We start from the raw sequence: 24,535 nt of genomic DNA, 5'->3' as shown, positions 1-24,535 counted from the left end.
AGTTTCTGCATGAGGGATCGATGATCATGAAAAACCTGCTGCAGCAATTCATCCAAGACGAAACGGGCGCTACGGCCGTCGAATATGGTCTGATCGTCGCGGTGTTGTCGCTGGCCATCGTTGCCGGGGTCAAACAGGCGGCAGACGGGCTGGTGTGGCTGTTCACCGACAACAACAGCAAGCTTGCCAACGCCTTCGCTCACTGACGGGATCACGGGGGGCGCTCAGGTCCTGGACGGGTTCTCCAGGACCGCCTTGAGCGAGACCTTGCCGGATCCCGGCTTGAGCGGCTTTTGCTGCGAGGCGTCGGGCGCCCAGCCGGACATCCAGACAATCGAAAAACTCGCGCGGATACGGCCATCCGGATCCGCGAACCGTTCGGCGTAGAGCTCCGCGGCGCGGGCAAAAAGCCGTCTGCCGGCCGGCCTGCGGCTGCGATCGACGAGCGCGTTTGTTTCGCCCATGGCGCGCAGGTCGGCGGCGAGGTCGAACAGCGTGTCGTAGCGCACCGCGACCGTTTCGACATCGGCGACCGGCAAGGCCAGGCCGGCGCGCTGCAACAGCGCGCCGGCGTCGCGCACGTCGGTGAAGGGAAGGATGCGCGGGCTTGCGCCGCCGTAAAGCTCCGTCTCGGCCGCCAGCATGCTCTCGCGCAATTCCGCCAATGTGCCCGCGCCGGCAAGAGCGCCGAGGAAAAGCCCGTCCGGTCGCAGCGCCCGGCGGATTTGCGCAAGCACGCCGGGAATGTCGTTCATCGCATGCATCGAGAGCAGGGAGACGACGAGATCGAGGCTGGCCTCCTCGAACGGCACGGTCTCAGGCGGCGCTACCAGGCCGGTGCCGCCGGCCAGAAGCGCTTCGTCCATCTCGACGCGCACGATTTCGCCGACCTTGCCGCTGCCGGCAAGCACGTCCACGGCCGCTGAAGTCTGGCAGAACAGCGCGGCCGCCTTGCCGAAGCGGCGTTCGACGGCGCCCAGCCGGTCGACAAGGTCCTCTGCGGCGCGGCGCATCAGGAAATCGGCGCCTTCGACGGGGCGCGCGAGTGCCCGGCGCTTGCGAGCGAGCCAGAGCTCGGTGTCGATCAAGGGCTGCAATGAAAAGCTTCCTGTTGTCCGCGCGTGCCGGAGTGGTGTTAAGGTGGCGCGGGGTTTCCTTTCACGTGGCCGATCCGGTGCACAAGATCAAGACCACAGCGGTCCAGGATATGACGCGGCAGGCACTGGCCTGGCCGGCGCGGCTGTTGTTTCCGCCGGTTTGCGCCGGCTGCCGTCGTCATGTGTCGCAACCCGGCGTGCTGTGCGGCGCCTGCTGGCCGAAGCTTAGGCTGCTGGAAAAACCCTGGTGCCCGGTGATGGGCACGCCCTTCACGCACGACATGGGCGAGGGGTTTCTTTCCGCCGAGGCGATCGCCGATCCGCCGCCCTTCGAGCGGGCGCGGGCCGCCGTCCTCTATTCGGGTGTCGCGCGGCAGATGGTGCAGGGGCTGAAATATCAGGACCGAACCGACCTAGCGCCCTGGATGGCGAACTGGATGATGCGGGCCGGCGCCGAGCTGATTGCGGAGGCCGACCTAGTCGTGCCGGTGCCGTTGCACTGGCGGCGCTTCTTCCGGCGCCAGTTCAACCAGTCCGCGGAACTCGGTCGGGCCGTTTCAAAGCTCGGCGGGCTGCCCTTCTCGCCATCCGTGGTCAGGCGCGTGAAGTTGACGCGCCAGCAGGTCGGGCTCGAACGGCACGAGCGCGAGGAGAATGTGCGCGCCGCGTTTCGCGTGCCGCCGGACGCTGAAATCGAGATAGCGGGGCGCCGGGTGCTCGTGGTCGACGATGTCTATACCACCGGCGCAACGGTGCGGGCCGTCGCCAAGGCGCTGAAGAAAGGCGGCGCCGGAGCGGTCGACGTGCTGACCTTCGCGCGCGTTCTGCCGGGGGACTTCCGAGCCGATGAGTCTGCAACTATATAGTGCTTAAGTTGTTGTTTCGGTGCAGGTCGTTTACGCACAAGCGTCGGGCGATGTGCACAAGCAGGATTTTGCTGATGGTCGATGTGACGATCTATACGCGCATGATGTGCGGCTATTGCACGGCCGCCAAGCGGTTGCTCGAGCGCAAGGGTGTGACCTATACCGAGCACGACGCTTCATTCTCGCCGAAATTGCGCCAGGAAATGATTTCACGGGCACATGGGCGCACCACTTTTCCGCAGATATTCATCGGCGACACGCATGTCGGCGGCTGCGACGATCTCCATGAATTGGAGTCGCAGGGGCGGCTGGACGTGCTGCTTGCCAACGAAGCGAGGGCTTGATCATGGGTGCTTTCAAGGCGGCGGCGGTGCAGATGCGTTCGGGGACCAGCCCGGAGCGCAATGCGGCCGACATGGAAAGACTGGTCCGCGATGCTGCACACCAGGGTGCCACCTACGTCCAGACGCCGGAAATGACCGGTGCGCTGATCCGCGACAAGCAGGCGGGGGCGGCCGCCTTCACCATCGAAGACAAGGACGTGGTCGTCGCGACCGCGCGCAGGCTGGCGAAGGAGCTCGGCATTCATCTGCATGTCGGCTCGACGGCGATTCTGCGCGCCGACGGCAAGCTCGCCAACCGCGCGTTCCTGTTCTCGCCCGACGGGGCCCTTATTGCCGGTTACGACAAGATCCATATGTTCGATGTCGACCTCGACAATGGCGAGAGCTGGCGTGAATCCGCCTCCTACGAGCCGGGAACGGAAGCGGTCGTGACCGATATCGAGGGGACGAGGCTGGGCTTCGCGGTGTGCTACGACCTGCGCTTTCCGCAGCTGTTTCGCGCCGAGGCGATGGCCGGGGCCGAGGTGCTGACGGTGCCGGCCGCTTTCACGCGCCAGACCGGCGAGGCGCATTGGCATGTGCTGTTGCGCGCCCGCGCCATTGAGAACGGCGCCTATGTCGTCGCCGCCGCGCAGGGCGGCCTGCATGAGGACGGACGCGAAACTTATGGCCATTCGCTGATTGTCGATCCGTGGGGGCGCATCGTCGCCGAGGCCGCGCATGACGAGCCCGGCGTGATCGTCGCCGAGATCGATCCGGCGCAGTCGCTTGCCGCGCGCCGCAAGATCCCCAATCTGAAGAACGCGCGGGATTTCACCGTCAATGCCGGGACAAGCGAAGCGCCGCGTTTCAGGGGTGCCGCCTCTTGATCCGTTTTTCCCTGATCTGCGAACACGAGCACGAATTCGAAGCCTGGTTCCGCAGCAATGACGACTTCGACACCCAGAAGAAGCGCGGTTTCGTCGATTGCCCGCGCTGCGGCTCGCACAGGATAGAGAAGGCGTTGATGGCGCCGGCCGTCTCAACGTCCCGCAGCCGAGAGAAGGTCGCTTTGGCCATCGGCGAGGCGCAGAAGCAGGCGCTGGCGCAGCTCAAGGCACTGGCCGAGAAGGTACGCGAAAATGCCGACTATGTCGGCGACAAGTTCGCCGAGGAAGCGCGCAAGATCCATTTTGGCGAGACCGATCCACGTGGCATCTACGGCGAAGCGACGCCGGAAGAGGCGCAGAGCCTCGTCGAGGACGGCGTCGAGTTCATCCCGATTCCGAGCTTTCCGGACGACCGGAACTGAGGTGTGTCGATATTCAGGTGATGCCGGCCTGCGAATGGCGGCTTCCTGCGCTTCCGGTGCTCACGTACTTTAAGTACGCTCCGCTCCGGTTCTCGTAAGCCACCATTCTCGGCTCGGCCTGACCTGAATCTCAATACACCTTGGCGCAAGTTCACGAAGGTGGAAAGCAGGAGGCATACGCTAGGCAGAGGTTTGGCCCAAGCTTCCGATCAGTTTTTCCAGCAGTTTCGCCAGCATTTCCCGATCCTCGCGTGTCAGGCCGGCGAGGATTTCGTGCTCGTTGGCGACGTGGGCGGCAAGCGCTTCGTTGATGAGCTCGAGCCCTTTCCCGGTCAATTGCACCACCACACCGCGCCGGTCGTTGGGATGCGGCGCGCGCTGGATTAGGCCGGCCTTCTCCAGCCGGTCGAGGCGCGCGGTCATGGCGCCCGACGTCACCATCGTCGCCTCGTAAAGCTCGGTCGGCGTCAGCGCATAGGGCGCGCCGGAACGGCGCAGCGTCGCCAGCACATCGAATTCGCCGGACTGCAGCCCGAAGCGGGCGAAGACCGGCGCCAGGCGGTCGCGCGCGATGAGCGCCGAGACCTCGTTCAGCCGCCCGATGACGCCCATCGGCGACACGTCGAGGTCCGGTCGCTCCCGTCGCCACTGTTCCATGGCTTTGCCTGCTCGATCCATGTTGCTCACCATAAAGTATCTTGACATAAAGAATCTTGGCATTATCTTACTGCAACAAGAACTGGCCGCCAAGCGGTCTCGCAGCGACAGGACGAACCAATGAGACTTCTCTGGGATTCAGCGATTTGGCTTCTGGTCGTGACGGGCGGCCTGCTGGGCATGACGCTGCCGTTCGGCAAGCTCGCCACGGCCGCCGGGGTGCCGGCCATGGTCTGGGCCTTCGTCATCTCGCTGGGCGCAGGCGGCGTGCTGTTTCTGGCGCTTCTGCTGGGCGGCGAGCGCATCCGGCTGACCCCGCACAAGCTGCGCTATTTCGTCGTCACCGCAGCGATTTCCTACGCCATTCCCAATCTTTTGATGTTCTCGGCCATCCCGCATCTCGGCGCCGGCTACACCGGCATCATGTTCACCCTGTCGCCGGTGATCACGCTGGTGTTCTCGATCGTGCTCGGTGTCAGGCGCCCCAATCTGCTCGGGGTCATCGGCATCGCCGTCGGCTTTGTCGGCGCGGCGATGGTCGCGCTGACGCGCGGCGAGGCAGGGCAGCCGGCCGACCATTTCTGGGTGGCGATCGGGCTGCTCATCCCGGTCAGCCTTGCCGCCGGCAACATCTACCGCACCGTCGACTGGCCGCAAGGCACCGGCCCGATCGAACTTGCGGTCGGCAGCCACCTGGCCTCGGCCACGCTGCTCCTCATCGGCATTTTGACGCTTCTGGGCACGCGTGCCTTCATTCCGCTCGGCGGCGTGCCGCTCGTGGTCGTCGGCCAGGTAGCGTCGGCCTCGGCAATGTTTGCCTTCTTCTTCCGCCTGCAGGCGGTCGGCGGCCCGGTCTATCTCAGCCAGATCGGCTATGTGGCGGCGGCCGTCGGCCTGTTCGCCGGCACGATCTTCCTCGGCGAGCACTACCAGCTTCTGACCTGGCTGGGCGCCGCCATCATCACCGCCGGCGTGTTCATCACGACCAAGGCGCAAAGCCAGACCGGCGCGCCGGCGCCGGTCCGGGTCGAGCCGGCGGCGTCCCGCAGCTAAAGCAATTCCAGGAAAAGTGTGAGCGGTTTTCCGTCCGGAATTGCGTCAAAACAAAGAGATAGAGCGGTTCGCCGTTTCCGTGAAACGGTGAAACGCTCTAGTTCTCGTTGCCGCCGGCCACTGGAGGCGTGAGACGGGCGGTCCGGCTTGCCGCCGTTCAGACCGAAGCTTTCTCCGCCAGCACCATGTAATTGACGTCCATGTCCCTGGACTTCTGCCAGCGGTCGGCCAGCGGATGATAGATGACGCCGGTGCGGTCGATCACCGTGAGCCCGGCAGCGCCCAGCGCCTTCGCAAGCTCCTCCGGACGGACCAGCTTGCCGAACTGATGCGTGCCGCGCGGCAGCCAGCGCAGCAGATATTCGGCGCCTATGATGGCAAGGCCGAGCGCCTTCAGCGTGCGGTTGATGGTGGCGACGAACATGATGCCGCCGGGGCGGACCATCTGGCCGCATTTGGCCACGAACAGGTCGACATCGGCGACATGCTCGACCACTTCCATGTTCAGGATAACATCGAAGGTCTCGCCGGCATCGGCCAGCGCCTCGGCCGTGGTGGCGCGGTAGTCGACGCTGACGCCGGCCTCCGCCGCGTGCAGCTTCGCCACTTCGATGTTGGTCGCGGAAGCATCGGCGCCGACCACTTCGGCGCCAAGCCTGGCCATCGGCTCGCACAGCAAACCGCCGCCGCAGCCGATATCGAGGAAGCGCAGGCCATCGAAAGGCCGCGCCGCGCGAGGATCGCGGCCGAAACGGGCCGCAACCTGATCGCGGATATAGGCAAGCCGCACCGGATTGAACTTGTGCAGCGGACGGAACTTGCCGTTCGGGTTCCACCATTCGGCGGCAAGGGCGGAGAAGCGTTCCACTTCTCCGGCATCGATGGTCGATCGGCGGGGCTCTGGCATAGGCGGGTCTCCTCGAACGCCAAGAAGAAGTCGGGGAACGCTAGGAAGTCGGGCGCGGGGGAGGGAATGTCAAGGCGGGTTTTTGCTGCTGACGCCAGACCGCCGGCAGGTCCAGCCATGTCGATGCATCAGGCCGCGTTCTGTCAGCACCTGACAGCTTGGTTGCCGCGCTGCCGAAACAAATCGGATGGGCGAACGAAAAGCGTCATGGACAGGGAGCGAGACCGAGACGGGAGTGTGCGAAAATGCGAATTCTGGCTTCGATCCTTTGGCAACGGCTCGACCTGGAGGGGCACGACGGTTGCCTGCTTGGCGAGACAGATGATGGCCGGACCCTCAAAGGCCATGCGCTTTTCGTCCACGACGCCGGTCCGTGCGGCCTTGCCTATGAGGTGGATTGCGACCTGAGCTGGCGTACCCGCAGGGCGCGGGTCGACGGCTTTTGCGGCATGCGGGAGATGCATTATCGGATTGAACGTCTTGCCGACGGCCAGTGGCTGCTGAACGGCGCAAGCCAGGCGGAGGTTGCCGGCCTCGTCGACGTCGATCTCGGCTTCACGCCCGCCACCAATCTTCTGGCGATCCGTCGGCTCGAGCTTGGCGACGGCATGGCGGCGCCGGCGCCGGCCGCCTATCTGGCCTTTCCTGAACTCAGGGTCTCGCGTCTCGAACAGACCTACCGGCGGCTCGACGACAGCCGCTATGCTTATGCCGCACCCGTGTACGGCTACGATGCTGTCCTGACGGTCTCGCCGGCCGGTTTCGTTCTCGACTATCCCGGTCTGTGGCGAAGCGCTACCTGAGCCGCGAGCGCGACCGGCAATGTCGTGATCAACGCGACAGCGCGACCATTGCATGGTTCATGGCGACGCTGGCCGGCTCGATCGCCTGCACGGCTTCGCTGCCGCCGATCTCGGGCATGATGCGGTCGGCCGCCGCCTGGGCCTGTTCCATGCTCTGCCAGCGCACCACATCCACCCAGCTTCCGTCCTCGCGCCGGCCGAGATGCCGGCCGAGGAAGCCCGGCTGCCGGGCGAGCCAGTCAGTGATGACGCCGTTGCTGGCGACAAAGCCGGCTTCGGCGCCGGGCTTGAGGCGGAAGGTGACGATTTCCAGGGTTTCGGTCATGAGACTCTCCAGCGCGCCGTTTCGCCAGTCTTATGGCACGATCGGCGACAAGATTCTGTCAGTAGAGGTGGTGCCGGGCCGCTCATGGCCACGCTCGCTTGCGAAGCGTTGCTGTTTTGGCTAAGGAGGCCGCGCATTCCGGCGCCGGGCTTACCCGGCGTTTCCTCTCGTTCCGGGCTCGAGCCGGCTTCAGTCAAAGGCATTTCGCTTCCATGGCGCGTATCGTGATGAAATTCGGCGGAACCTCGGTCGCCGACATCGCCCGCATCCGCAACGTGGCGCGCCATGTCAAACGCGAGGTCGATGCCGGCCACGAGGTTGCCGTGGTGGTCTCGGCGATGGCCGGCAAGACCAACGAGCTGGTCGGCTGGACCCGCGAAGCTTCCCCCATGCACGACGCGCGCGAATATGACGCCGTTGTCGCGTCGGGCGAGCAGGTCACGGCCGGTCTCCTGGCGATCACGCTGCAGAACATGGGCATCCATGCACGGTCCTGGCAGGGCTGGCAGATCCCGATCAAGACCGACAACGCGCATGGCGCGGCACGCATCCTCGATATCGACGGCGCCTTCCTGATCAAGCGCTTCGGCGAGGGCCAGGTGGCCGTCATCGCTGGTTTCCAGGGCATCGGCCCGGACAACCGCATATCGACGCTCGGCCGCGGCGGCTCCGACACCAGCGCCGTGGCGATCGCGGCGGCGGTCAAGGCCGACCGTTGCGACATCTATACCGATGTCGACGGCGTCTACACGACCGACCCTCGTATCGAGCCGAAAGCCCGTCGGCTGGCCAAGATTTCGTTCGAGGAAATGCTCGAAATGGCTTCGCTTGGCGCCAAGGTGCTGCAGGTACGCTCGGTCGAGCTTGCCATGGTACACAGGGTGCGTACCTTCGTGCGGTCGTCCTTCGACGATCCCGACGCGCCCGGAATGGGGGATTTGCTCAATCCGCCCGGAACGCTTATTTGCGACGAGGAAGAGATCGTGGAACAGCAGGTCGTCACCGGAATTGCCTACGCCAAGGACGAAGCGCAGATCTCTCTGCGCCGCGTCGGCGACCGTCCAGGCGTTGCCGCCGGCATCTTCGGCCCGCTGGCCGAGGCCAACATCAATGTCGACATGATCGTCCAGAACATCTCCGAGGACGGCAAGTTCACCGATATGACCTTCACCGTGCCGTCCGGCGACGTCGACAAGGCGCTTGCCGTGCTGGAGAGGCTGAAACCCGATGTCGGCTACGATGTCGTCCAGTCGGAAGCCGGCATGTCGAAGGTCTCGGTCATCGGCATCGGCATGCGCAGCCACGCCGGCGTCGCCGCCACCGCCTTCAAGGCGCTCGCCGACAAGGCGATCAACATCCGCGCCATCACCACTTCCGAGATCAAAATCTCGATACTGATCGACGGTCCCTATACGGAACTTGCAGTTCGTACTTTGCATTCCGTCTACGGGCTCGATAAGCAATAGCAAGAACTGAGTCAGTTGTTGCGTGAACGCCGGCCGCGGGAGAAACTGCGGCGGGCGAAATGCCCATTGGAGAACAAGCCGCGATGCGTGATACGGCCAGTGGCCCGCGCGTTCTGCTCAAACGGCTTCGCGAGCTCATGCAGGAGCCGCTGGAGCCGCAGGAGCGGCTCGACCGCATCGTGCGCGACATCGCCTCCAACATGGTCGCCGAAGTCTGCTCGCTCTATGTGCTGCGCGCCGATTCGGTGCTCGAGCTCTACGCCACCGAAGGTTTGAACCCCAACGCCGTCCATCTGGCGCAGCTGCGGCTCGGGCAGGGCCTGGTCGGCACGATCGCCGCCAGCGCGCGACCGCTCAATCTATCCAATGCGCAGGAGCATCCGGCTTTCGCCTACCTGCCGGAGACGGGCGAAGAGATTTACAACTCCTTCCTCGGCGTGCCGGTGCTGCGGGCAGGGCGCACGCTAGGCGTGCTGGTGGTGCAGAACAAGACCATGCGCCATTACCGCGACGACGAGGTCGAGGCGCTGGAAACGACGGCGATGGTGATCGCCGAGATGATCGCCACCGGCGATCTCGCCCGCCTGACCAAGCCGGGGCTGGAGCTCGACCTGCGCCGCCCGGTGAGCTTCACCGGCCTTTCCTTCAATGAGGGCGTCGGGCTCGGCCATGTCGTGCTGCACGAGCCGCGCATCGTCGTCACCAACCTCTTCAACGAGGACAGCGAGGAGGAGGTGCGCCGGCTGCAGTCCTCACTCGGCTCGCTCCGGCTCTCCATCGACGACATGCTGGAGCGGCGCGAGGTCGCCTTCGAGGGCGAGCACCGCGAGGTGCTCGAGGCCTATCGCATGTTCGCCAACGACAGCGGTTGGGTGCGGCGGCTGGAAGAGGCGATCCGCAACGGCCTGACGGCGGAAGCCGCCGTCGAGAAGGTGCAGAGCGACATGCGCGCGCGCATGCTGCACATGACCGACCCTTATCTGCGCGAGCGGATGAGCGATTTCGACGACCTCGCAAATCGGTTGCTGCGCCAACTGATGGGACGCGGTCCGGAAGATGTCGCGGCCTCGCTGCCCAAGGACGCCATCATCGTCGCCCGCTCGATGGGCGCGGCCGAGCTGCTCGACTATCCGCGCGACAAACTGCGCGGCCTGGTGCTGGAGGATGGCGCCGCCACCAGCCATGTCGTGATCGTCGCGCGCGCCATGGGCATTCCCGTCGCCGGACAAATGAAGGGCGCCGTTTCCATGGCGGAAAACGGCGACGCCATCATCGTCGACGGCGAGGAAGGCACCATCCATCTCAGGCCGCAATCCGACCTGGAAGCCGCCTATGCCGAAAAAGTCCGCTTCAGGGCGCGGCGGCAGGAGGTCTATCGCGAGCTGCGCAAGAAGCCGTCGCTGACCAAGGACGGCGTTCCGGTCGATCTGCTGATGAATGCGGGCCTGGCCGTCGACCTGCCGCAGCTGACCGAATCGGGCGCCGCCGGCATCGGCCTGTTCCGCACCGAATTGCAGTTCATGGTCGCCTCGACCTTTCCCCGCGCCGAGGCGCAGGAACGGCTTTACCGCGACGTGCTCGAGGCGGCGCGCGGCAAGCCGGTCACCTTCCGCACCATCGACATCGGCGGCGACAAGGTGCTGCCCTATTTCAAGGGCGCGGTGCAGGAAGAGAACCCGGCGCTGGGCTGGCGGGCGATCCGGCTCACCCTCGACCGTCCCGGCCTGCTCAGGACGCAGATACGGGCGCTGCTGAAGGCCAGCGGCGGCCGCGAGTTGAAGCTGATGCTGCCGATGGTGACCGAGCTGTCGGAAATCGCGCAGGCGCGCGAGATCATCGACCGCGAAGTCCGGCATTTGTCGCGCTTCGCGCATCACCTGCCCACAAGCCTCAAGCTCGGCGCGATGCTGGAAGTGCCCTCGCTGCTGTTCCAGCTCGACGAATTGATGAAGGCGGTGGATTTCGTTTCGGTCGGCTCCAACGACCTCTTCCAGTTCGTCATGGCCGTCGATCGCGGCAACACCCAGCTCGCCGACCGCTTCGACAATCTGTCGACGCCGTTTCTGCGGGTGCTGAAGACGATTGCCGATGCCGGCGTGCGCAACGACACCCCGGTGACGCTCTGCGGCGAGCTGGCCGGCAAGCCGATCTCGGCCATGGCGCTGATCGGTCTCGGCTTCCGCTCGATCTCCATGTCGCCGGCATCGATCGGCCCGGTCAAGGCGATGCTCACCGAGCTGCCGCTGCAGGAACTGAAGGCCTTTTTCGACGACAATCTAATGGCGCCCAGCCAGAAATTGCCGATGCGAGCCTTGCTACAGGCCTTTGCAGACGATCGCTCGATTCCGCTCTAGATTCACGTGAGGGCGGTCAGCAAATGGCGATTTTCTGCGCTTCCGGTGCTCATGTACCTAAATGTACATTCCGCTCCGGTTCTCGAAACTCCCCATTTTCGGCTCGCCCTGACGTGAATTCCATCGAAGTTCGAAGATCATGATCAACCTGCCCCGCGACCGTATGGATCAAGTCGTCAAGCGTTTCGACATGCTCGAGGCGCAGATGTCGGCCGGACCCGCCGCCGACGCCTATGTGAAGATGGCTTCGGAATATGCCGACATCCAGGACATGGTGGGCAAGATCCGGGCGCTGCGCGCCGCCGAGCAGGAGCAGGCGGACCTCGAGGCGATGCTTGCCGACAAAGCGACCGATGCCGAGATGCGCGCGCTGGCCGAGGCCGACCTGCCGGAGGTCGAGAGCCGCATCGAGGCGCTGCAGAAGGACATCCAAATCCTGCTGCTGCCCAAGGATGCGGCCGACGAGAGGAACGCCATCCTCGAAATCCGCGCCGGCACAGGCGGCGACGAGGCGGCGTTGTTCGCCGGCGATCTCTTTCGCATGTATGAGCGCTATGCCGCCTCGCGCGGCTGGCGCTTCGAGGTGGTATCGGCGAGCGAGGGCGAGGTCGGCGGCTACAAGGAAATCATCGCCGCGGTATCGGGCAAGGGCGTGTTCGCGCATCTGAAGTTCGAATCCGGCGTGCACCGCGTACAGCGCGTGCCGGAAACCGAGGCCGGCGGGCGCATCCACACCTCGGCCGCGACCGTCGCCGTGCTGCCCGAGGCCGAGGAGGTCGATATCGAAATCCGGGCGGAGGACATCCGCATCGACACGATGCGGGCCTCCGGCTCGGGCGGCCAGCACGTCAACACCACCGATTCGGCGGTTCGCATCACCCATTTGCCGACCGGCATCATGGTGGTGCAGGCGGAAAAGTCGCAGCACCAGAACCGGGCGCGCGCCATGCAGATCCTGAGGGCCAGACTCTACGATCTCGAGCGCAGCCGCGCGGATGAGGAGCGCTCGTCGTCGCGAAAATCGCAGGTCGGCTCCGGCGACCGCTCGGAGCGCATCCGCACCTACAATTTCCCGCAAGGCCGTGTCACCGACCACCGTATCAACCTCACGCTCTACAAGCTCGACCGGGTGATGATGGGCGAGTTGGACGAGATCGTCGGCGCGCTGATCGCCGATCATCAGTCGAAGCTGCTTGCCGATATGAGCCTCGATGGCTGATCGACTGCCCGCCGCGCTCGGACCGCTGCTCAGGGCAGCGCGCGAGCGTCTGGCTATAGCCGGCATCGACGATCCGGCGCTCGATTCGCGGCTGATCGTCGAGCATTTCTCGGGCACGACCCGTACCCAGGCCATCGCCGAACCGGGACAAGAGGTTGGTTCGGCGGCGCTTTCGGCCATCGAAGCAGCCCTGAGGCGTCGCGTCGCAGGCGAGCCGGTGCACCGCATCCTCGGCTACCGCGAATTCTACGGTTTGCGCCTGTCGCTTTCGCCGGAGACGCTGGAGCCCCGGCCGGATACCGAGACGCTGGTCGACGCCGTCCTGCCCTTTGCGCGGGCAACGGCCGAAAGGCTTGGCAAATGCCGCATTCTCGATCTCGGCACGGGCACCGGCGCCATCGCGCTGGCGCTGCTCAGCGCCGTTCCGGCCGCCACCGCGACGGGCGTCGACATTTCGCTCGACGCATTGGCAGTTGCGGCTGGAAACGCCCGGGACCTGGGGCTCGGCGAACGCTTCAAAGCCTTGCATTCCAACTGGTTCGAAAAAGTTTCGGGCCACTACCATGTAATTGCCTCGAACCCTCCCTATATACCCAGTCGAGACATCGGAAATCTGCAGGACGAGGTCCGCGATTTCGACCCGCACCGGGCCCTGGACGGCGGTGCGGACGGTTTGGACCCCTATCGGGTCATTGCCGCTGAAGCGGCAGAATTTCTGCAAGCGCAAGGCAAGGTAGCGGTCGAGATCGGCCATACGCAGAAAAACGAGGTCACCGGGATATTCGCGGCAGCCGGCTATGTGTTAACCGGGTCACATCGCGATCTCGGCGGCAATGACAGAGTTCTGGTGTTCGAGCGTTGAAAGCCCTGATGCAGTGCGAAAAAACCGCTTGGCAATACCCGGGAATGCAGTTAGGGTCCGGCTCAACCGGATGAGACGAAGCAGGCAGTGCTCCCAGCGATTCGGTTTTCCTTGGAAATAGCTGCCTTCTTGCGCAAACGACGCCCAAGCTTCGTGCGGGAATCATCCGGCAAGTGATGTAACCGGGACAGGATGGCACGTGGCGCCAACGCAATTGATGCGGGCGAACGCCGGTGAAGAGACGAAACGGCTGGCTGCATGAGCGCCACCGTTCGTGAAGAGTTTTTCGAAAATTCACTATGAAGAGAGTCTAATGAGGCCACAACAGCAGAACAGGCGCATGCGCGGTCGCAACAACAATGGCGGCGGTGGCAACAACAACAACCGCAAGGGGCCCAATCCCCTGACCCGCAACTACGAGAGCAACGGCCCGGACGTGAAGATCCGCGGATCGGCTCAGCAGATCGCCGAAAAATACGCCACACTCGCCCGTGACGCGCAAAGCTCCGGCGACCGGGTTATGGCGGAGAACTACCTCCAGCACGCCGAGCATTACAATCGCATCATTGCCGCCGCGCAGGCGCAGATGCCGATCCAGAACACTCAGCAGAACCGCGACGACTTCGACGATGATATGGACGAAGATCGCGAGGAGTTCGACAATATCGGCAACAACAGCGGCAACGGCGCCGATGCGCCGGGCACGGCGAGCGGCTCCGGCCCGCAGCCAGTGATCGAAGGCACGCCCTCGGAACTCGCCTACAACCAGGAAAACGGCCGCGACAACAACAGCCGTCGCGACAACAACCAGCGCGACAACAATGGCCGCGACCGGCATCGTGACCGCCGCAACGGCGGCGGCCAGTATGGCCAGAACGGTCAGCGCGGCGAAAACGCCCAGCGCGGCGAGCAGGGCGGCCAGCAGTTCGACCAGAACCGCCGCAATGAGGGACAAGCGCAGCCCGAGGCGACCGGCGAGGCTGGTTCACAGGCCGTGCAGGCGCCGCAGTTCGACAGTTTTTCGCCGGCCGCCCTTGCCGCACAGGCCGAGCTCAACGAAGCCGCCCAGGACAATGGCGGCCGCCGTCCGCGGCGTCCGCGGCGTCCCCGCGGCAGCTATGCCGACCAGGCCGGTGGCGGGCAGGGCGACCGGCCGGAGGGCTCGAGCCCCGAAGATTCCGGTCCCGAAAGTTCAGGCGAAACGCGCAACGCTGCGAACAATAGCGACGAGGTCGACGCCAAGCCGGCCGAAGAGGCGAACCAGGCGAGGGAGCCTGCCGCCAGCGAGCCGGCACCTGTTGTCAACGAAGCCCCCGGCGAGCCTGTAGCTGCCGACGCAAACAACTGATCCAGACGCCATTTCAAGCATCGCTGACGGCGGAGAGAAATCTCCGCCGTTTTTGTATATGCGCGCCTGGGAATATTCTGCATTGATCGACATCAAGGCGTCTTGAGGGACCGTGGCCCATACACCATATCTGCGCTGAACAGGGCTCGGCTCTTTTGAGCGGGTCCGTCACCGCAATCTGATCCGGTGCCGCAAAGCGGGCCGGTGATGGAAGGAGACAGCGAATGAATCTTGAAAAATACTCGGAGCGCGTGCGCGGCTTCATCCAGTCCGCGCAGACCATGGCGCTCTCGCGCAACCACCAGCAATTTACGCCCGAACATATACTGAAGGTGCTCGTCGACGATGACGAGGGCCTTGCCGCATCCTTGATCGAGCGCGCCGGCGGCAATGTCCGCGACGTCAAGCTCGGCGTCGAGACGGCGCTCGAGGCGATGCCCAAGGTCGAAGGTGGCAACGGCCAGCTTTACCTCGCCCAGCCGCTGGCCAAGGTGTTCTCAACCGCCGAGGACCTGGCCAAGAAGGCCGGCGACAGCTTCGTCACCGTCGAGCGGCTGCTGCAGGCGCTTGTCATGGAGAAGTCGGCCAAGACCGCCGACATCCTTTCCAAGGCGGGCGTCACCGCGCAGGCGCTCAACCAGGCGATCAACGACATCCGCAAGGGCCGCACCGCCGATTCGGCCAGCGCCGAGCAAGGCTACGACGCGCTGAAGAAATACGCGCGCGACCTCACCGCCGACGCCCGCGCCGGCAAGCTCGATCCGGTCATCGGCCGCGACGACGAGATCCGCCGCACCATCCAGGTGCTGTCGCGGCGCACCAAGAACAATCCCGTGCTGATCGGCGAGCCGGGCGTCGGCAAGACGGCCATTGCCGAGGGCCTGGCGCTGCGCATCGTCAATGGCGACGTGCCGGAATCGCTGAAGGACAAGCAATTGATGGCGCTCGACATGGGCGCGCTGATTGCCGGCGCCAAATATCGCGGCGAGTTCGAGGAGCGGCTGAAGGCCGTGCTCAACGAGGTAACCTCGGCCAGCGGCAACATCATCCTGTTCATCGACGAGATGCATACGCTGGTCGGCGCCGGCAAGGCGGACGGCGCGATGGACGCCTCGAACCTGTTGAAGCCCGCGCTGGCGCGCGGCGAATTGCACTGCGTCGGCGCGACCACACTCGACGAATACCGCAAGCATGTCGAAAAGGATGCCGCGCTTGCCCGCCGTTTCCAGCCCGTCTTCGTCGACGAGCCGACGGTGGAAGACACGGTTTCGATCCTGCGCGGCCTGAAGGAGAAGTACGAACAGCACCACAAGGTGCGCATCTCCGATTCCGCGCTTGTGTCGGCGGCCGCACTTTCCAACCGCTACATCGCCGACCGGTTTCTGCCGGACAAGGCGATCGACCTGGTCGACGAGGCGGCGTCCAGGCTGCGCATGCAGGTCGATTCCAAGCCTGAGGCGTTGGACGAGGTCGACCGCCGCATCATGCAGCTCAAGATCGAGCGCGAGGCGCTGAAGGTCGAGAAGGACGAGGCCTCGAAGGACCGGCTTGCCCGGCTGGAGAAGGAGCTCGCCGATCTCGAGGAGGAATCGAGCGAGCTGACCACCAAGTGGCAGGCCGAAAAGCAGAAGCTTGGTCTTGCCGCCGACCTGAAGAAGCAGCTCGACGAGACGCGCAACGAACTGGCGATCGCGCAGCGCAAGGGCGAGTTCCAGCGCGCCGGCGAGCTTGCCTACGGCAAGATCCCGGAGCTCGAGAAGAAGCTCAAGGAAGCCGAGGCGCAGGACGGCAAGACCGGCATGGTGGAAGAGGTGGTCACGCCCGACCACGTCGCGCATGTCGTGTCGCGCTGGACCGGCATTCCGGTCGACAAGATGCTGGAGGGGCAGCGCGAGAAGCTCTTGCGCATGGAAGACGAGATCGGCAAGCGCGTCGTCGGCCAGGGCGAAGCCGTGCAGGCGGTATCCAAGGCCGTGCGCCGCGCCCGCGCCGGGCTGCAGGATCCGAACCGGCCGATCGGCTCGTTCATGTTCCTCGGACCGACCGGCGTCGGCAAGACCGAGCTCACCAAGGCGCTGGCCAGCTTCCTGTTCGACGACGAGACGGCGCTGGTGCGCATCGACATGTCGGAGTTCATGGAGAAGCACTCCGTCGCCCGGCTGATCGGCGCGCCTCCCGGCTATGTCGGTTATGAGGAGGGCGGCGCGCTGACCGAAGCGGTGCGGCGCCGGCCCTATCAGGTCGTGCTGTTCGACGAGATCGAGAAAGCGCATCCGGACGTGTTCAACGTGCTCCTGCAGGTGCTCGACGACGGAAGGCTGACCGATGGCCAGGGCCGCACGGTCGACTTCCGCAACACGCTGATCATCATGACGTCCAATCTTGGCGCCGAGTATCTGGTCAATCTCAGCGACGACCAGGATGTCGACGCCGTGCGCGACGAGGTGATGAGCGTGGTGAAGGCCTCGTTCCGGCCGGAGTTCCTCAACCGCGTCGACGAGGTGATCCTGTTCCACCGGCTGCGCCGGCTGGATATGGACCGCATTGTCGAGATCCAGCTCAAGCGGCTGGAGAACCTGCTTACCGACCGCAAGATCGCGCTGTCGCTGGATCACGACGCCATCGAGTGGCTGGCGTCGAAGGGCTACGATCCGGCCTATGGCGCCAGGCCGCTGAAGCGGGTGATGCAGAAGGAGCTGCAGGATCCGCTGGCAGAGAAGATCCTGCTCGGCGAGATTCTCGACGGCTCTACCGTCAAGGTCACCGCCGGCTCCGACCGGTTGAACTTCCGCTCGAAGCCGACCGTGGTGGCGACGGAAGCCGCCGCCTGATTTCGGGCGAGCTTGAATGAGCGCGAAGCGCGTCGCATCGTATGGTGCGGCGCGCTTTGTTATTCGCAGTGATTGCGCATAATCAGCTGCCGATTCGGATGGCCGCGAAGGACTTGATGAAGCTCGACGATTATAACGGCTTCTGCGCTTCATTGCCCGCCACGACGCATGTCGTTCAGTGGGGCGGCGCCCATGTCTGGAAGGTCGGCGGCAAGGTGTTCGCCATCGGCGGCTGGAACGAGGGCGGCGAGCTCTTCGTCACCTTCAAATGTTCCGAGATGGCCTATGACGTGCTGAAGGATCAGCCGGGCTGCCGGCCGGCGCCCTATCTCGCCTCGCGTGGCATGAAATGGATCCAGCGTCAGACAAGCCAAAGCATGGATGATGCGGCACTCGAGGACTATCTGCGCGAGAGCCATCGCCTGGTCGTCCTCAAGCTAACCAGACAGGCACGTACGGAATTGGGGCTTGCCGCAGGCTAAGGCGCGTCGCGCCGAAACGGATGTGGTCGATGCGCTTTAGCTGTTGTTTCGCATGTCGGCCCCAGAACCGCTGCGTATTCTTGGGCAACATGCATGAGCTCATATTCCTCAAGGTACCGGAAACCCGCCATCTTCATGCCCGGTTCATGTTGGAATCTTAATTTGGCTAGCTGGTTTGCTGACGAAGGTTCGCCCGCCAGAAGCCCGAGTCGACCGGAGAGCTTGACCCCCATGCTGCGCTTGATCTTTTCCCTTTCGGCACTCGCGGCCGGGCTGGTGTCTTCCAGTGCGTTCGCCATGCCGAGCGCGGATGGTGCGCGGCCTGCGCGCCCGGCTGAGCGCGGCGCGCTGATGCTGGCCCAGGACGGCAATATCGACATCTACTACGACGCCAGGGGCAACCGGGTGCTGGTCGATGCCGACACCGGCAAGGTCATCGCCATCCAGCCGCCGGGCAGCAGGCTCGACCGCCGCGCGCTTCGCCGGCAGATGCGCATGCAGGAACTCGGCCGCGCGCCGGCCGAAGACGACGACCGCTATTATCTCGACAATCCCGATGACATGGCTCGCTTCCGTCGTCGGCAATTGGAAGAGAACGGCCGTGTCATCCCGCCGCCGGTCGATGAGTACGACGACAATTCAGTCGATGCCTATCCGCCGGCGCCCAACAACGATGAAGGCTATGCCACTACTTATCCGGAGGCGCCGAAATCCGACACCATCAAGCGCCAGCCGCTGAACGAGGCGTCGATCGATCCGGAGCAGCCGGGCCAGGGCGAAGTGCTGCAGGTCAATCCGGATGCCCAGGCGGCACAGCCGCCGAACACTGGTGGCAAGGCCACGGTCGATCCGTCGCTGTCGCTCGGTGTGCGCCAGGACGTTGCCGCGCTGCAGGTGCTGCTCGACCGCGGTGGCGCTTCGCCGGGCGTGATCGACGGGCGCTTCGGCTCGAATGTCGACAAGGCGCTGGCCGCCTACAACGAAATAAACGGCACCAATCTGAAGTCGACCGATGCAGTCGGCATCCAAGCGGCGCTCGCACAGTCGGGCGGCGACGCCTTCGCCTCCTACACGATCACGCCGGAAGACGCGGCCGGCCCTTACGTCGCTTCGATACCGGAGGACTACAGCCAGAAGGCCAAGCTCGACTGCATGTGCTACACTTCGGTCACCGAGGCGCTGGCCGAACGCTTCCATATGGACGAGACCTATCTGAAGTCGATCAACAAGGGCGTCGACTTCAATCGCCCGGGCACGATGATCAAGGTCGCCAATTTCGGCAAGCTGGTCTCGACGCCGGTAACGCGTATCATCGCCGACAAGACCAAGAAGGAAGTCTACGCCTATGATGGGAGCGGCAAGCTGGTCGCGGCCTATCCCGCGACCATCGGCTCGGCCGACACGCCGTCGCCGACCGGCATTCATGCCGTCTCGCGCATCGCTCTCGACCCGAACTACACCTACAATCCGAACATCAATTTCAAGCAGGGCCAGAACGACAAGATCTTGACCGTCCCCCCGGGACCGAACGGTCCGGTCGGTTCGGTCTGGATCGCACTAGACAAGCCGACCTACGGTATTCACGGCACGCCCGATCCCTCTAAGATTGGCAAAACCGAGAGCCATGGCTGCGTGCGCCTGACCAACTGGGATGCACGCGAGCTTGCCAAGCTGGTGTCGCCGGGCGTCACGGTGGAGTTCGTGGGCGGATCGACAATCGCGGATGTCGGCGGGACCTCAACCGATGAGTTTACGCAGCAGTAAGGCGCGCGGCGCCGCGGCATAGATGAGCTGCACCAGCAGGATGAAGCCTATGCTGAGCAGCGGCGTGATCAGGCAAAGCGCCGCGCCGACCGCCCACAGGATCTGCGCCTTGACGATCCGCTTGTAGACGGTGCGGCGCGTCTCCGCGTCGACATCCTCGGCGATCATGCCGCTCCTGTCGGCATACCACCAGCTCGCGAACAGCGTGCCGCCCAGCATCAGGAGATTCAGCCAGTAGACCAGTACCGCGCCCCTGAATGCCAGGAAATCGGCGAGAAGATCGGTTGAGAAGGGCAGCAGCGCGATAAAGGCAAGGAAGCACAGGTTGAGCGTCGCGAGCCGCCGGTCCGATTTCGCGATCAGGCCATGCTGTGCCTGCTGTCCGAACCAGAAGATGGTGAGCGTGAGGAAGCTCAGCGCATAAGTCAGGAATCGTGGTCCCAGCGCCAGGATCGCGGCGAGCAATTCGCCTTCCGAATGCACCGCCTCGTGCGACGGCACTCTGATCTCCAGCACGATCAACGTCAGCGCGATGGCGAAAACGCCGTCGGTGACGCCGACGATGCGTCCGCGTCCTTCCGCCGACGGTTCGAGCGGCCGCTTCATGGCTTCCCCCTCTCACGCATGATCGTGGAACCTAGCACGCCGGTGGCGGTTTGCATCAGGATTGAGCCCACCTCGCCATCCGCCCTGAATCAAAAAGAGGGAGCATGATGTCGTCCGAAAACCGCTTCACACGTTTCGGCATCATGCTCTGTCATCTGGTTTCAAGAACAGCGATGCTCTGGCTTGTTGTTGCGCCCGCGCGAGGGCGCTAAGCAGGGATCCGATGTCATCAGCGAATGAAACCACTGCCGATTCGCATTCGCCCGCGCGGGCGAACGGCACTTTTTGTCCTCAGACCCAGCGAAAATTCGTGCTGGTCGCTGCGATCCTCGCCTCTGCGCTCGGCTTCATCGACGGTTCGATCCTGGCGATCGCCATGCCGGCGCTGCGCGCGGATCTCGGCGCCAGCCTGGCGCAAGCGCAGTGGATTTCCAACGCCTATGCGTTGACGCTGTCGGCGCTCATCCTGGTGGGGGGCGCTGCCGGCGACCGGTTTGGACTGCGGCGCGCCTTCGTGATCGGGATCGCGCTGTTCGTCGCGGCTTCGCTCGCCTGCGCGCTGTCGCCCGATCCGGCTATATTGATCGCCTTCCGCGCCATCCAGGGCATTGGTGCGGCGATCATGGTTCCGGGCAGCCTGGCCATCATCGCCAAAGCCTATCCGAAGAAGGAGCGCGGCCGGGCGATCGGCATCTGGGCCGCCGCTTCGGCGCTGACCACGGCGCTCGGTCCCGTGCTGGGCGGCTTCGTGCTGTCGACTTTCGGCAATGGCGTCTGGCGCGCGATCTTTGCCATCAATCTGCCGCTTGGGCTGATCTCGATCTATCTGCTTCTGGCCAAGGTGCCGGCCGACAAGCCAACCGAAAAACGCAGCCTCGACCTTGGCGGCGCGGCGCTGGCGACGCTTGCTTTCGGCCTGCTCGCCTACGGGTTGACGGCGATGAATGCCGAAGGCGCAGGGTTGATGTCGGGCCCGGCGATCGTTGCCGGCATGGTCCTGCTTGTGGTCTTCATCTTTTACGAGCACAGGCGGCGCGACCCGATGATCGATCTCGGCCTGTTCCGGATCAGGGCCTTTGCCGGCGCCAATCTGGCGACGTTTTTCCTTTATTTCGCGCTGTCGGCCAATTTGTTCTACCTGCCGATGCTGTTGATCGCCGGCTGGAGGCTGAGCGAGGCCGAGGTCGGCTTCATCTTCGTGCCGCTGTCGGCGTCGATCGCGCTTTTGTCCGGACCGGTCGGCCAGTGGTCGGATCGCATCGGTCCGCGTTTCCCGATCGCCAGCGGCAGCATGGTTGTGGCCGTTGCCTTCGCCGGCCTTGCCTTGCTTACCCATTTCGGCATCCACGATTTCTGGATCGGCACCTTTCCGCTGATGGCGCTGATGGGGCTTGGCATGGCGCAAGTCGTGTCGCCGCTGTCGACCGCGGTCATGACGTCCGTGGAGGACAAGGATACCGGGGCTGCATCCGGCATCAATAACGCGGTCTCGCGCGTCGGCGGCCTGATCGCGGTGGCGGCGATGGGCTCGCTGGCGGCCTGGGTTTACGCGCGGATGACCGGCAATGCCGCCGGGGTGCCCGGTTTCGGCGAGCCGCCGGCCTCCGGGCTGGCCGCCAATATCGAAGCGGCCAGGATTGCGGCAAGCGATTCGGCTTTCGCCGCGGTCGCGGCGATCACGGCGCTGCTTTGCGTGCTGTCTTCGCTCACCGCCTGGTTCACGGTTCCCGGACAGGCATCGCCCTGGCCGCAAAAGACAAACGATGAGCAAGATTAGTTCGGAAGCTGCGAATCAGTCTTGGCGCTGGCAACCTTCAGCGCATTGCCGTCTTCCTGCTTCAGAAGATCGTCGATGCGCTCGCGCTCTTTCTTGAAGGCGACGAGATCGTCGCCCTTCAAAACCTTGCCGACCGGCAGGCGCACGCGCATCGAATCGACCTTGGTGCCGTTGACGATCAGTTCGTAGTGAAGGTGCGGGCCGGTAGAGAGGCCGGTCTGGCCGAGATAGCCGATGACCTGCCCCTGCCGGACATGAACGCCTTCCTCGATGCCTTTGGCGAAAGCGCTCTGGTGATTGTAGGAGGTCTCGTAACCATTGGCGTGGCGGATGATGATCTGCTTGCCGTAGCCGCCGGCCCAGCCGGCCTTCTCGACCACGCCGTTGCCGGCGGCGATGATGGGCGTGCCGATCGGCGCTGCCCAGTCGGTGCCGGTGTGCATCCGGACGTAGCCAAGGATCGGATGCCGGCGTGCGCCGAAACCGGAGGTGAAGCGCCCATTGGGCAGCGGATTGCGCAGCAGGAACTGCTTGGCGCTGCTGCCGTTCTCGTCGAAATAGTCGACGCTGCCGTCCTGCATCTGGAAGCGATAAAAGTTGCGCGTTTGTCCGCCGAAGGTTGATGAGACGTAGAGAAGCTCGGAGCCGTCGGAGGCCTGGTCGTCGCCGTCGGGTTGGGAAAACAGCACTTCGAGGCGGTCGGAAGGCGAGAGCCGCGACTGGAAATCCACGTCGGAAGCGAGCAGCTTGATCAGCTTCTGCGTCATCGCTTTCGACATGCCATAGGAATAGGCGGTGCGGTAGATGCCGTCATAGACATTGGGCAGATTGCCACGCACCACGACGGGCTGCGAATCGTCGAACGCCGTCAAAAGCTCGGGATTGGCCTCCGGCTCCTGCGCCGGCACATACTGGCCACGGTCGTCGAGCGCTATGGTGACGATGTGCGTGGTCTTGTCGTAGACGCTGGTGCGCACGACCTTGGCGATGTCGCCGCGCACCTCGAGGCCAACACGCAGCACCGTTCCGGCCTTTAGCGCCGGGGCATTCAAAAGCTTGGCGATCGCCTCCGCCATGCCGGTGGCGTCGTCGCCGGTATAGCCCGAATCGGCATAGGCCTCGGCGATATCGGTATCCTTGGTGAAGGGAATGATTTCCTCGGCGAAGGCAGGCGTCTGGTCATCCGGCGTGGCACGCGGCGCCACCGAGACGTTTTCCTGCGTGATCTTCACGTCGTAGGAGCCGGCCATCGATTCGGCGAAGGCATCGCCAAACCGCTGCGGATCGATATAGTGCAGCGCTGCCACCTGGACGGCGCCGTCGCTCAAGCCGGTGCCGGCGTCCCGCACCACCTTTTCAACCTCGTCGGCGGAGAGATCGCTTTTTTCGTCGAAGGACGCCGTCTCGATCGGGAAATCGACCGTCTTCAGGCTCATCTCGCTTTCGACCTTGGCGCCGTAAATCTGTCCGGCGACCGCGGTGGCCGTTGCGGGTTGCGCGTTGTCGTCGCCGTCGTCGCCGAACACCTGCATCGGGTCGAACGGCGGGTAGGGGCGGCTGGTGGTGTGGCCGGCGGCCAGGGCCATCTTGATCTGCACGAAGGGCATGGTGTGGATAACGTCACGGTCGCCGACCTTGGTGACCATCGACACTTCCATGCGCCGCCGGTCCTTCGCCCGGGCAATCTGTCGGGGTGCCACCAGCCTTGTGGTCTTTGCCTGCTCGCCGGAATCATCGCCGCCGCTGGCAAGACCGATGAGCTCGGCGATTTCCGGCGGGGTCGCCAATTGCTGGCGCCCGTCAAGGGCGGCGAACAACGCCACGCCCATCAACACGCTCGATGTCACGCCGGTGAGGAAGGTGCCTGACAGCCAGCGCGCCGAGACCTCGCGGCGGTCGGGCGGACCGCTGCGGCCGTCCGCGATCAGCGGCGGCTCGTTGCCGAGTTCGGCTATGACCTCTTCGGTGTCTTGCATCCAGAAAGGCTGCTTCTTCCCCAGGCGAAACGGCTTGTCGTTGTCGTTGTGGCCATGACAATTGCCTGTCACGGCGGTTGAAGTCAACGAAGCGGCAGGCCGGGGCCGATATCCCCAATCATGCGCCCCTTGCGCAGGGCGCCCTGTCATCCGTCGTCGGCGCGCCTCGCATGTACGCGCGCGCCTTCCTCATATGGGCCGGTTTCACGCCCTAATGCGGCGGCAATAGGGCCTCGTTGCGGATAACCCAGGGGCTGCCGCAAGGGCAGCCGGCTATCGAAAAAGCGGTTCGAAAAATTCGTCGCAAAAAATTCAAAAAAGTTCGAAATCGGTGTTGACGCGTCGAGGGAGGTCCGACTATATACGGCCCACGAACGAGGGCGGTGCGCCGCTGGCGACGAAGAAGTTTGCTTCTAGGTCTGCCCTCTGTTGAAATTCAAGAGAGCCGCGTGAGCGACACTCGATTGGCCCCGAAGCCGAAAAGCGAGACGGGCTGCGACATTGCGT

The 24,535-nt window shown here is 64.3% G+C and carries 22 protein-coding genes; 16 read left to right on the top strand and 6 right to left on the bottom strand.

Annotated elements, in window-relative coordinates; all coding sequences use genetic code 11:
- Positions 1-26: 26 nt before the first annotated feature.
- Positions 27-206, top strand: a complete 180-nt coding sequence (locus tag LB538_RS28380; RefSeq protein WP_140847402.1) for a Flp family type IVb pilin — start codon at positions 27-29, stop codon at positions 204-206.
- Between the two features lie 18 nt (positions 207-224).
- On the opposite strand, the gene LB538_RS28375 is transcribed toward LB538_RS28380, so the two are convergent.
- Entirely contained in the window at positions 225-1,097 is an 873-nt protein-coding gene (locus LB538_RS28375; RefSeq protein WP_224532537.1) for a methyltransferase domain-containing protein, read from the bottom strand.
- A gap of 65 nt (positions 1,098-1,162) precedes the next feature.
- On the opposite strand from LB538_RS28375, the gene LB538_RS28370 reads away from it, so the two are divergent.
- The 4 genes from LB538_RS28370 (at position 1,163) to LB538_RS28355 (ending at position 3,598) form a co-directional block, all read left to right on the top strand.
- Entirely contained in the window at positions 1,163-1,963 is an 801-nt protein-coding gene (locus tag LB538_RS28370; RefSeq protein WP_224532536.1) for a ComF family protein, read from the top strand.
- Positions 1,964-2,037: 74 nt separating this feature from the next.
- Positions 2,038-2,307, top strand: coding sequence for a glutaredoxin 3 (grxC, locus tag LB538_RS28365; RefSeq protein WP_140543583.1), 270 nt, complete (start codon positions 2,038-2,040; stop codon positions 2,305-2,307).
- Positions 2,308-2,309: 2 nt separating this feature from the next.
- Complete coding sequence (locus LB538_RS28360) at positions 2,310-3,176, top strand: carbon-nitrogen hydrolase family protein (protein WP_224532535.1); 867 nt, start codon at positions 2,310-2,312, stop codon at positions 3,174-3,176.
- Positions 3,173-3,598 carry a DUF1178 family protein gene (locus LB538_RS28355; RefSeq protein WP_224532534.1) on the top strand — a complete coding sequence of 142 codons (426 nt, stop codon included), beginning with the start codon at positions 3,173-3,175 and terminating at the stop codon, positions 3,596-3,598. The genes LB538_RS28360 and LB538_RS28355 overlap by 4 nt, the downstream gene beginning before the upstream one ends.
- Positions 3,599-3,778: 180 nt before the next feature.
- Here the strand turns inward: LB538_RS28355 and LB538_RS28350 are convergent, their stop codons facing one another.
- A complete protein-coding gene (locus tag LB538_RS28350; protein ID WP_224532533.1) occupies positions 3,779-4,276 on the bottom strand; it encodes a MarR family winged helix-turn-helix transcriptional regulator in 498 nt (165 codons plus the stop codon).
- 99 nt (positions 4,277-4,375) lie between these two features.
- Between LB538_RS28350 and LB538_RS28345 the strand changes: the two genes are divergently transcribed.
- Positions 4,376-5,308: a DMT family transporter gene (locus LB538_RS28345; protein WP_224532532.1), complete on the top strand. Its 933-nt coding sequence runs from the start codon at positions 4,376-4,378 to the stop codon at positions 5,306-5,308.
- Positions 5,309-5,465: 157 nt separating this feature from the next.
- On the opposite strand, the gene ubiG is transcribed toward LB538_RS28345, so the two are convergent.
- Positions 5,466-6,215 carry a bifunctional 2-polyprenyl-6-hydroxyphenol methylase/3-demethylubiquinol 3-O-methyltransferase UbiG gene (ubiG, locus tag LB538_RS28340; RefSeq protein ID WP_095767522.1) on the bottom strand — a complete coding sequence of 250 codons (750 nt, stop codon included), beginning with the start codon at positions 6,213-6,215 and terminating at the stop codon, positions 5,466-5,468.
- Between the two features lie 245 nt (positions 6,216-6,460).
- Here ubiG and LB538_RS28335 point away from each other — a divergent pair, with 245 nt between their 5' ends.
- Positions 6,461-7,018 carry a putative glycolipid-binding domain-containing protein gene (locus tag LB538_RS28335; protein ID WP_224532531.1) on the top strand — a complete coding sequence of 186 codons (558 nt, stop codon included), beginning with the start codon at positions 6,461-6,463 and terminating at the stop codon, positions 7,016-7,018.
- A 28-nt stretch (positions 7,019-7,046) separates the two neighbouring features.
- On the opposite strand, the gene LB538_RS28330 is transcribed toward LB538_RS28335, so the two are convergent.
- Entirely contained in the window at positions 7,047-7,343 is a 297-nt protein-coding gene (locus LB538_RS28330; protein WP_224532530.1) for an antibiotic biosynthesis monooxygenase family protein, read from the bottom strand.
- 212 nt (positions 7,344-7,555) lie between these two features.
- On the opposite strand from LB538_RS28330, the gene LB538_RS28325 reads away from it, so the two are divergent.
- The 8 genes from LB538_RS28325 to LB538_RS28290 all read left to right on the top strand — a co-directional run bounded on the left by LB538_RS28325 (position 7,556) and on the right by LB538_RS28290 (position 19,669).
- Entirely contained in the window at positions 7,556-8,809 is a 1,254-nt protein-coding gene (locus LB538_RS28325; protein ID WP_140847379.1) for an aspartate kinase, read from the top strand.
- An 83-nt stretch (positions 8,810-8,892) separates the two neighbouring features.
- Complete coding sequence (gene ptsP / locus LB538_RS28320) at positions 8,893-11,163, top strand: phosphoenolpyruvate--protein phosphotransferase (protein ID WP_140632771.1); 2,271 nt, start codon at positions 8,893-8,895, stop codon at positions 11,161-11,163.
- 139 nt (positions 11,164-11,302) lie between these two features.
- Positions 11,303-12,382: a peptide chain release factor 1 gene (prfA, locus tag LB538_RS28315; protein WP_224532529.1), complete on the top strand. Its 1,080-nt coding sequence runs from the start codon at positions 11,303-11,305 to the stop codon at positions 12,380-12,382.
- A complete protein-coding gene (gene prmC / locus LB538_RS28310; RefSeq protein ID WP_224532528.1) occupies positions 12,375-13,244 on the top strand; it encodes a peptide chain release factor N(5)-glutamine methyltransferase in 870 nt (289 codons plus the stop codon). The genes prfA and prmC overlap by 8 nt, the downstream gene beginning before the upstream one ends.
- Positions 13,245-13,557: 313 nt before the next feature.
- Positions 13,558-14,592 (top strand): DUF4167 domain-containing protein, encoded by a 1,035-nt coding sequence (locus LB538_RS28305; protein WP_224532527.1) that lies wholly within the window; start codon positions 13,558-13,560, stop codon positions 14,590-14,592.
- Positions 14,593-14,816: 224 nt separating this feature from the next.
- Positions 14,817-17,423 carry an ATP-dependent chaperone ClpB gene (clpB, locus tag LB538_RS28300; RefSeq protein ID WP_224532526.1) on the top strand — a complete coding sequence of 869 codons (2,607 nt, stop codon included), beginning with the start codon at positions 14,817-14,819 and terminating at the stop codon, positions 17,421-17,423.
- A gap of 116 nt (positions 17,424-17,539) precedes the next feature.
- Positions 17,540-17,905 (top strand): MmcQ/YjbR family DNA-binding protein, encoded by a 366-nt coding sequence (locus LB538_RS28295; protein ID WP_224532525.1) that lies wholly within the window; start codon positions 17,540-17,542, stop codon positions 17,903-17,905.
- A gap of 231 nt (positions 17,906-18,136) precedes the next feature.
- Positions 18,137-19,669 carry a L,D-transpeptidase family protein gene (locus LB538_RS28290; protein ID WP_224532524.1) on the top strand — a complete coding sequence of 511 codons (1,533 nt, stop codon included), beginning with the start codon at positions 18,137-18,139 and terminating at the stop codon, positions 19,667-19,669.
- On the opposite strand, the gene LB538_RS28285 is transcribed toward LB538_RS28290, so the two are convergent.
- The gene (locus LB538_RS28285; protein WP_224532523.1) at positions 19,643-20,275 is read right to left on the bottom strand and encodes a TMEM175 family protein; all 633 of its coding nucleotides are present in this window, start codon (positions 20,273-20,275) and stop codon (positions 19,643-19,645) included. The two genes, LB538_RS28290 and LB538_RS28285, sit on opposite strands and share 27 nt — an antisense overlap.
- A 223-nt stretch (positions 20,276-20,498) precedes the next feature.
- Between LB538_RS28285 and LB538_RS28280 the strand changes: the two genes are divergently transcribed.
- Positions 20,499-22,052 carry an MFS transporter gene (locus LB538_RS28280; RefSeq protein ID WP_224532522.1) on the top strand — a complete coding sequence of 518 codons (1,554 nt, stop codon included), beginning with the start codon at positions 20,499-20,501 and terminating at the stop codon, positions 22,050-22,052.
- On the opposite strand, the gene LB538_RS28275 is transcribed toward LB538_RS28280, so the two are convergent.
- Positions 22,049-24,028: a M23 family metallopeptidase gene (locus LB538_RS28275; RefSeq protein ID WP_224532521.1), complete on the bottom strand. Its 1,980-nt coding sequence runs from the start codon at positions 24,026-24,028 to the stop codon at positions 22,049-22,051. The two genes, LB538_RS28280 and LB538_RS28275, sit on opposite strands and share 4 nt — an antisense overlap.
- Between the last annotated feature and the right edge of the window lie 507 nt (positions 24,029-24,535).

It is taken from the genome of Mesorhizobium sp. Ca11, from assembly GCF_020165275.1.
In the GTDB taxonomy this organism is placed as follows: domain Bacteria; phylum Pseudomonadota; class Alphaproteobacteria; order Rhizobiales; family Rhizobiaceae; genus Mesorhizobium.
The sequence above is the reverse complement of the archived record's forward strand: the minus strand, read 5'-3'. Positions and strand labels throughout refer to the sequence as shown.

Coding starts and splice junctions, on each gene's coding strand:
- LB538_RS28285 (WP_224532523.1), bottom strand. CDS start 20,275: ATGAAGCGGCCGCTCGAACCGTCGGCGGAAGGACGCGGACGCATCGTC.
- LB538_RS28380 (WP_140847402.1), top strand. CDS start 27: ATGAAAAACCTGCTGCAGCAATTCATCCAAGACGAAACGGGCGCTACG.
- LB538_RS28345 (WP_224532532.1), top strand. CDS start 4,376: ATGAGACTTCTCTGGGATTCAGCGATTTGGCTTCTGGTCGTGACGGGC.
- prmC (WP_224532528.1), top strand. CDS start 12,375: ATGGCTGATCGACTGCCCGCCGCGCTCGGACCGCTGCTCAGGGCAGCG.
- prfA (WP_224532529.1), top strand. CDS start 11,303: ATGATCAACCTGCCCCGCGACCGTATGGATCAAGTCGTCAAGCGTTTC.
- LB538_RS28350 (WP_224532533.1), bottom strand. CDS start 4,276: ATGGATCGAGCAGGCAAAGCCATGGAACAGTGGCGACGGGAGCGACCG.
- LB538_RS28275 (WP_224532521.1), bottom strand. CDS start 24,028: ATGCAAGACACCGAAGAGGTCATAGCCGAACTCGGCAACGAGCCGCCG.
- clpB (WP_224532526.1), top strand. CDS start 14,817: ATGAATCTTGAAAAATACTCGGAGCGCGTGCGCGGCTTCATCCAGTCC.
- LB538_RS28305 (WP_224532527.1), top strand. CDS start 13,558: ATGAGGCCACAACAGCAGAACAGGCGCATGCGCGGTCGCAACAACAAT.
- LB538_RS28335 (WP_224532531.1), top strand. CDS start 6,461: ATGCGAATTCTGGCTTCGATCCTTTGGCAACGGCTCGACCTGGAGGGG.
- LB538_RS28360 (WP_224532535.1), top strand. CDS start 2,310: ATGGGTGCTTTCAAGGCGGCGGCGGTGCAGATGCGTTCGGGGACCAGC.
- ubiG (WP_095767522.1), bottom strand. CDS start 6,215: ATGCCAGAGCCCCGCCGATCGACCATCGATGCCGGAGAAGTGGAACGC.
- LB538_RS28280 (WP_224532522.1), top strand. CDS start 20,499: ATGTCATCAGCGAATGAAACCACTGCCGATTCGCATTCGCCCGCGCGG.
- ptsP (WP_140632771.1), top strand. CDS start 8,893: ATGCGTGATACGGCCAGTGGCCCGCGCGTTCTGCTCAAACGGCTTCGC.
- LB538_RS28290 (WP_224532524.1), top strand. CDS start 18,137: ATGCTGCGCTTGATCTTTTCCCTTTCGGCACTCGCGGCCGGGCTGGTG.
- grxC (WP_140543583.1), top strand. CDS start 2,038: ATGGTCGATGTGACGATCTATACGCGCATGATGTGCGGCTATTGCACG.
- LB538_RS28295 (WP_224532525.1), top strand. CDS start 17,540: ATGAAGCTCGACGATTATAACGGCTTCTGCGCTTCATTGCCCGCCACG.
- LB538_RS28330 (WP_224532530.1), bottom strand. CDS start 7,343: ATGACCGAAACCCTGGAAATCGTCACCTTCCGCCTCAAGCCCGGCGCC.
- LB538_RS28325 (WP_140847379.1), top strand. CDS start 7,556: ATGGCGCGTATCGTGATGAAATTCGGCGGAACCTCGGTCGCCGACATC.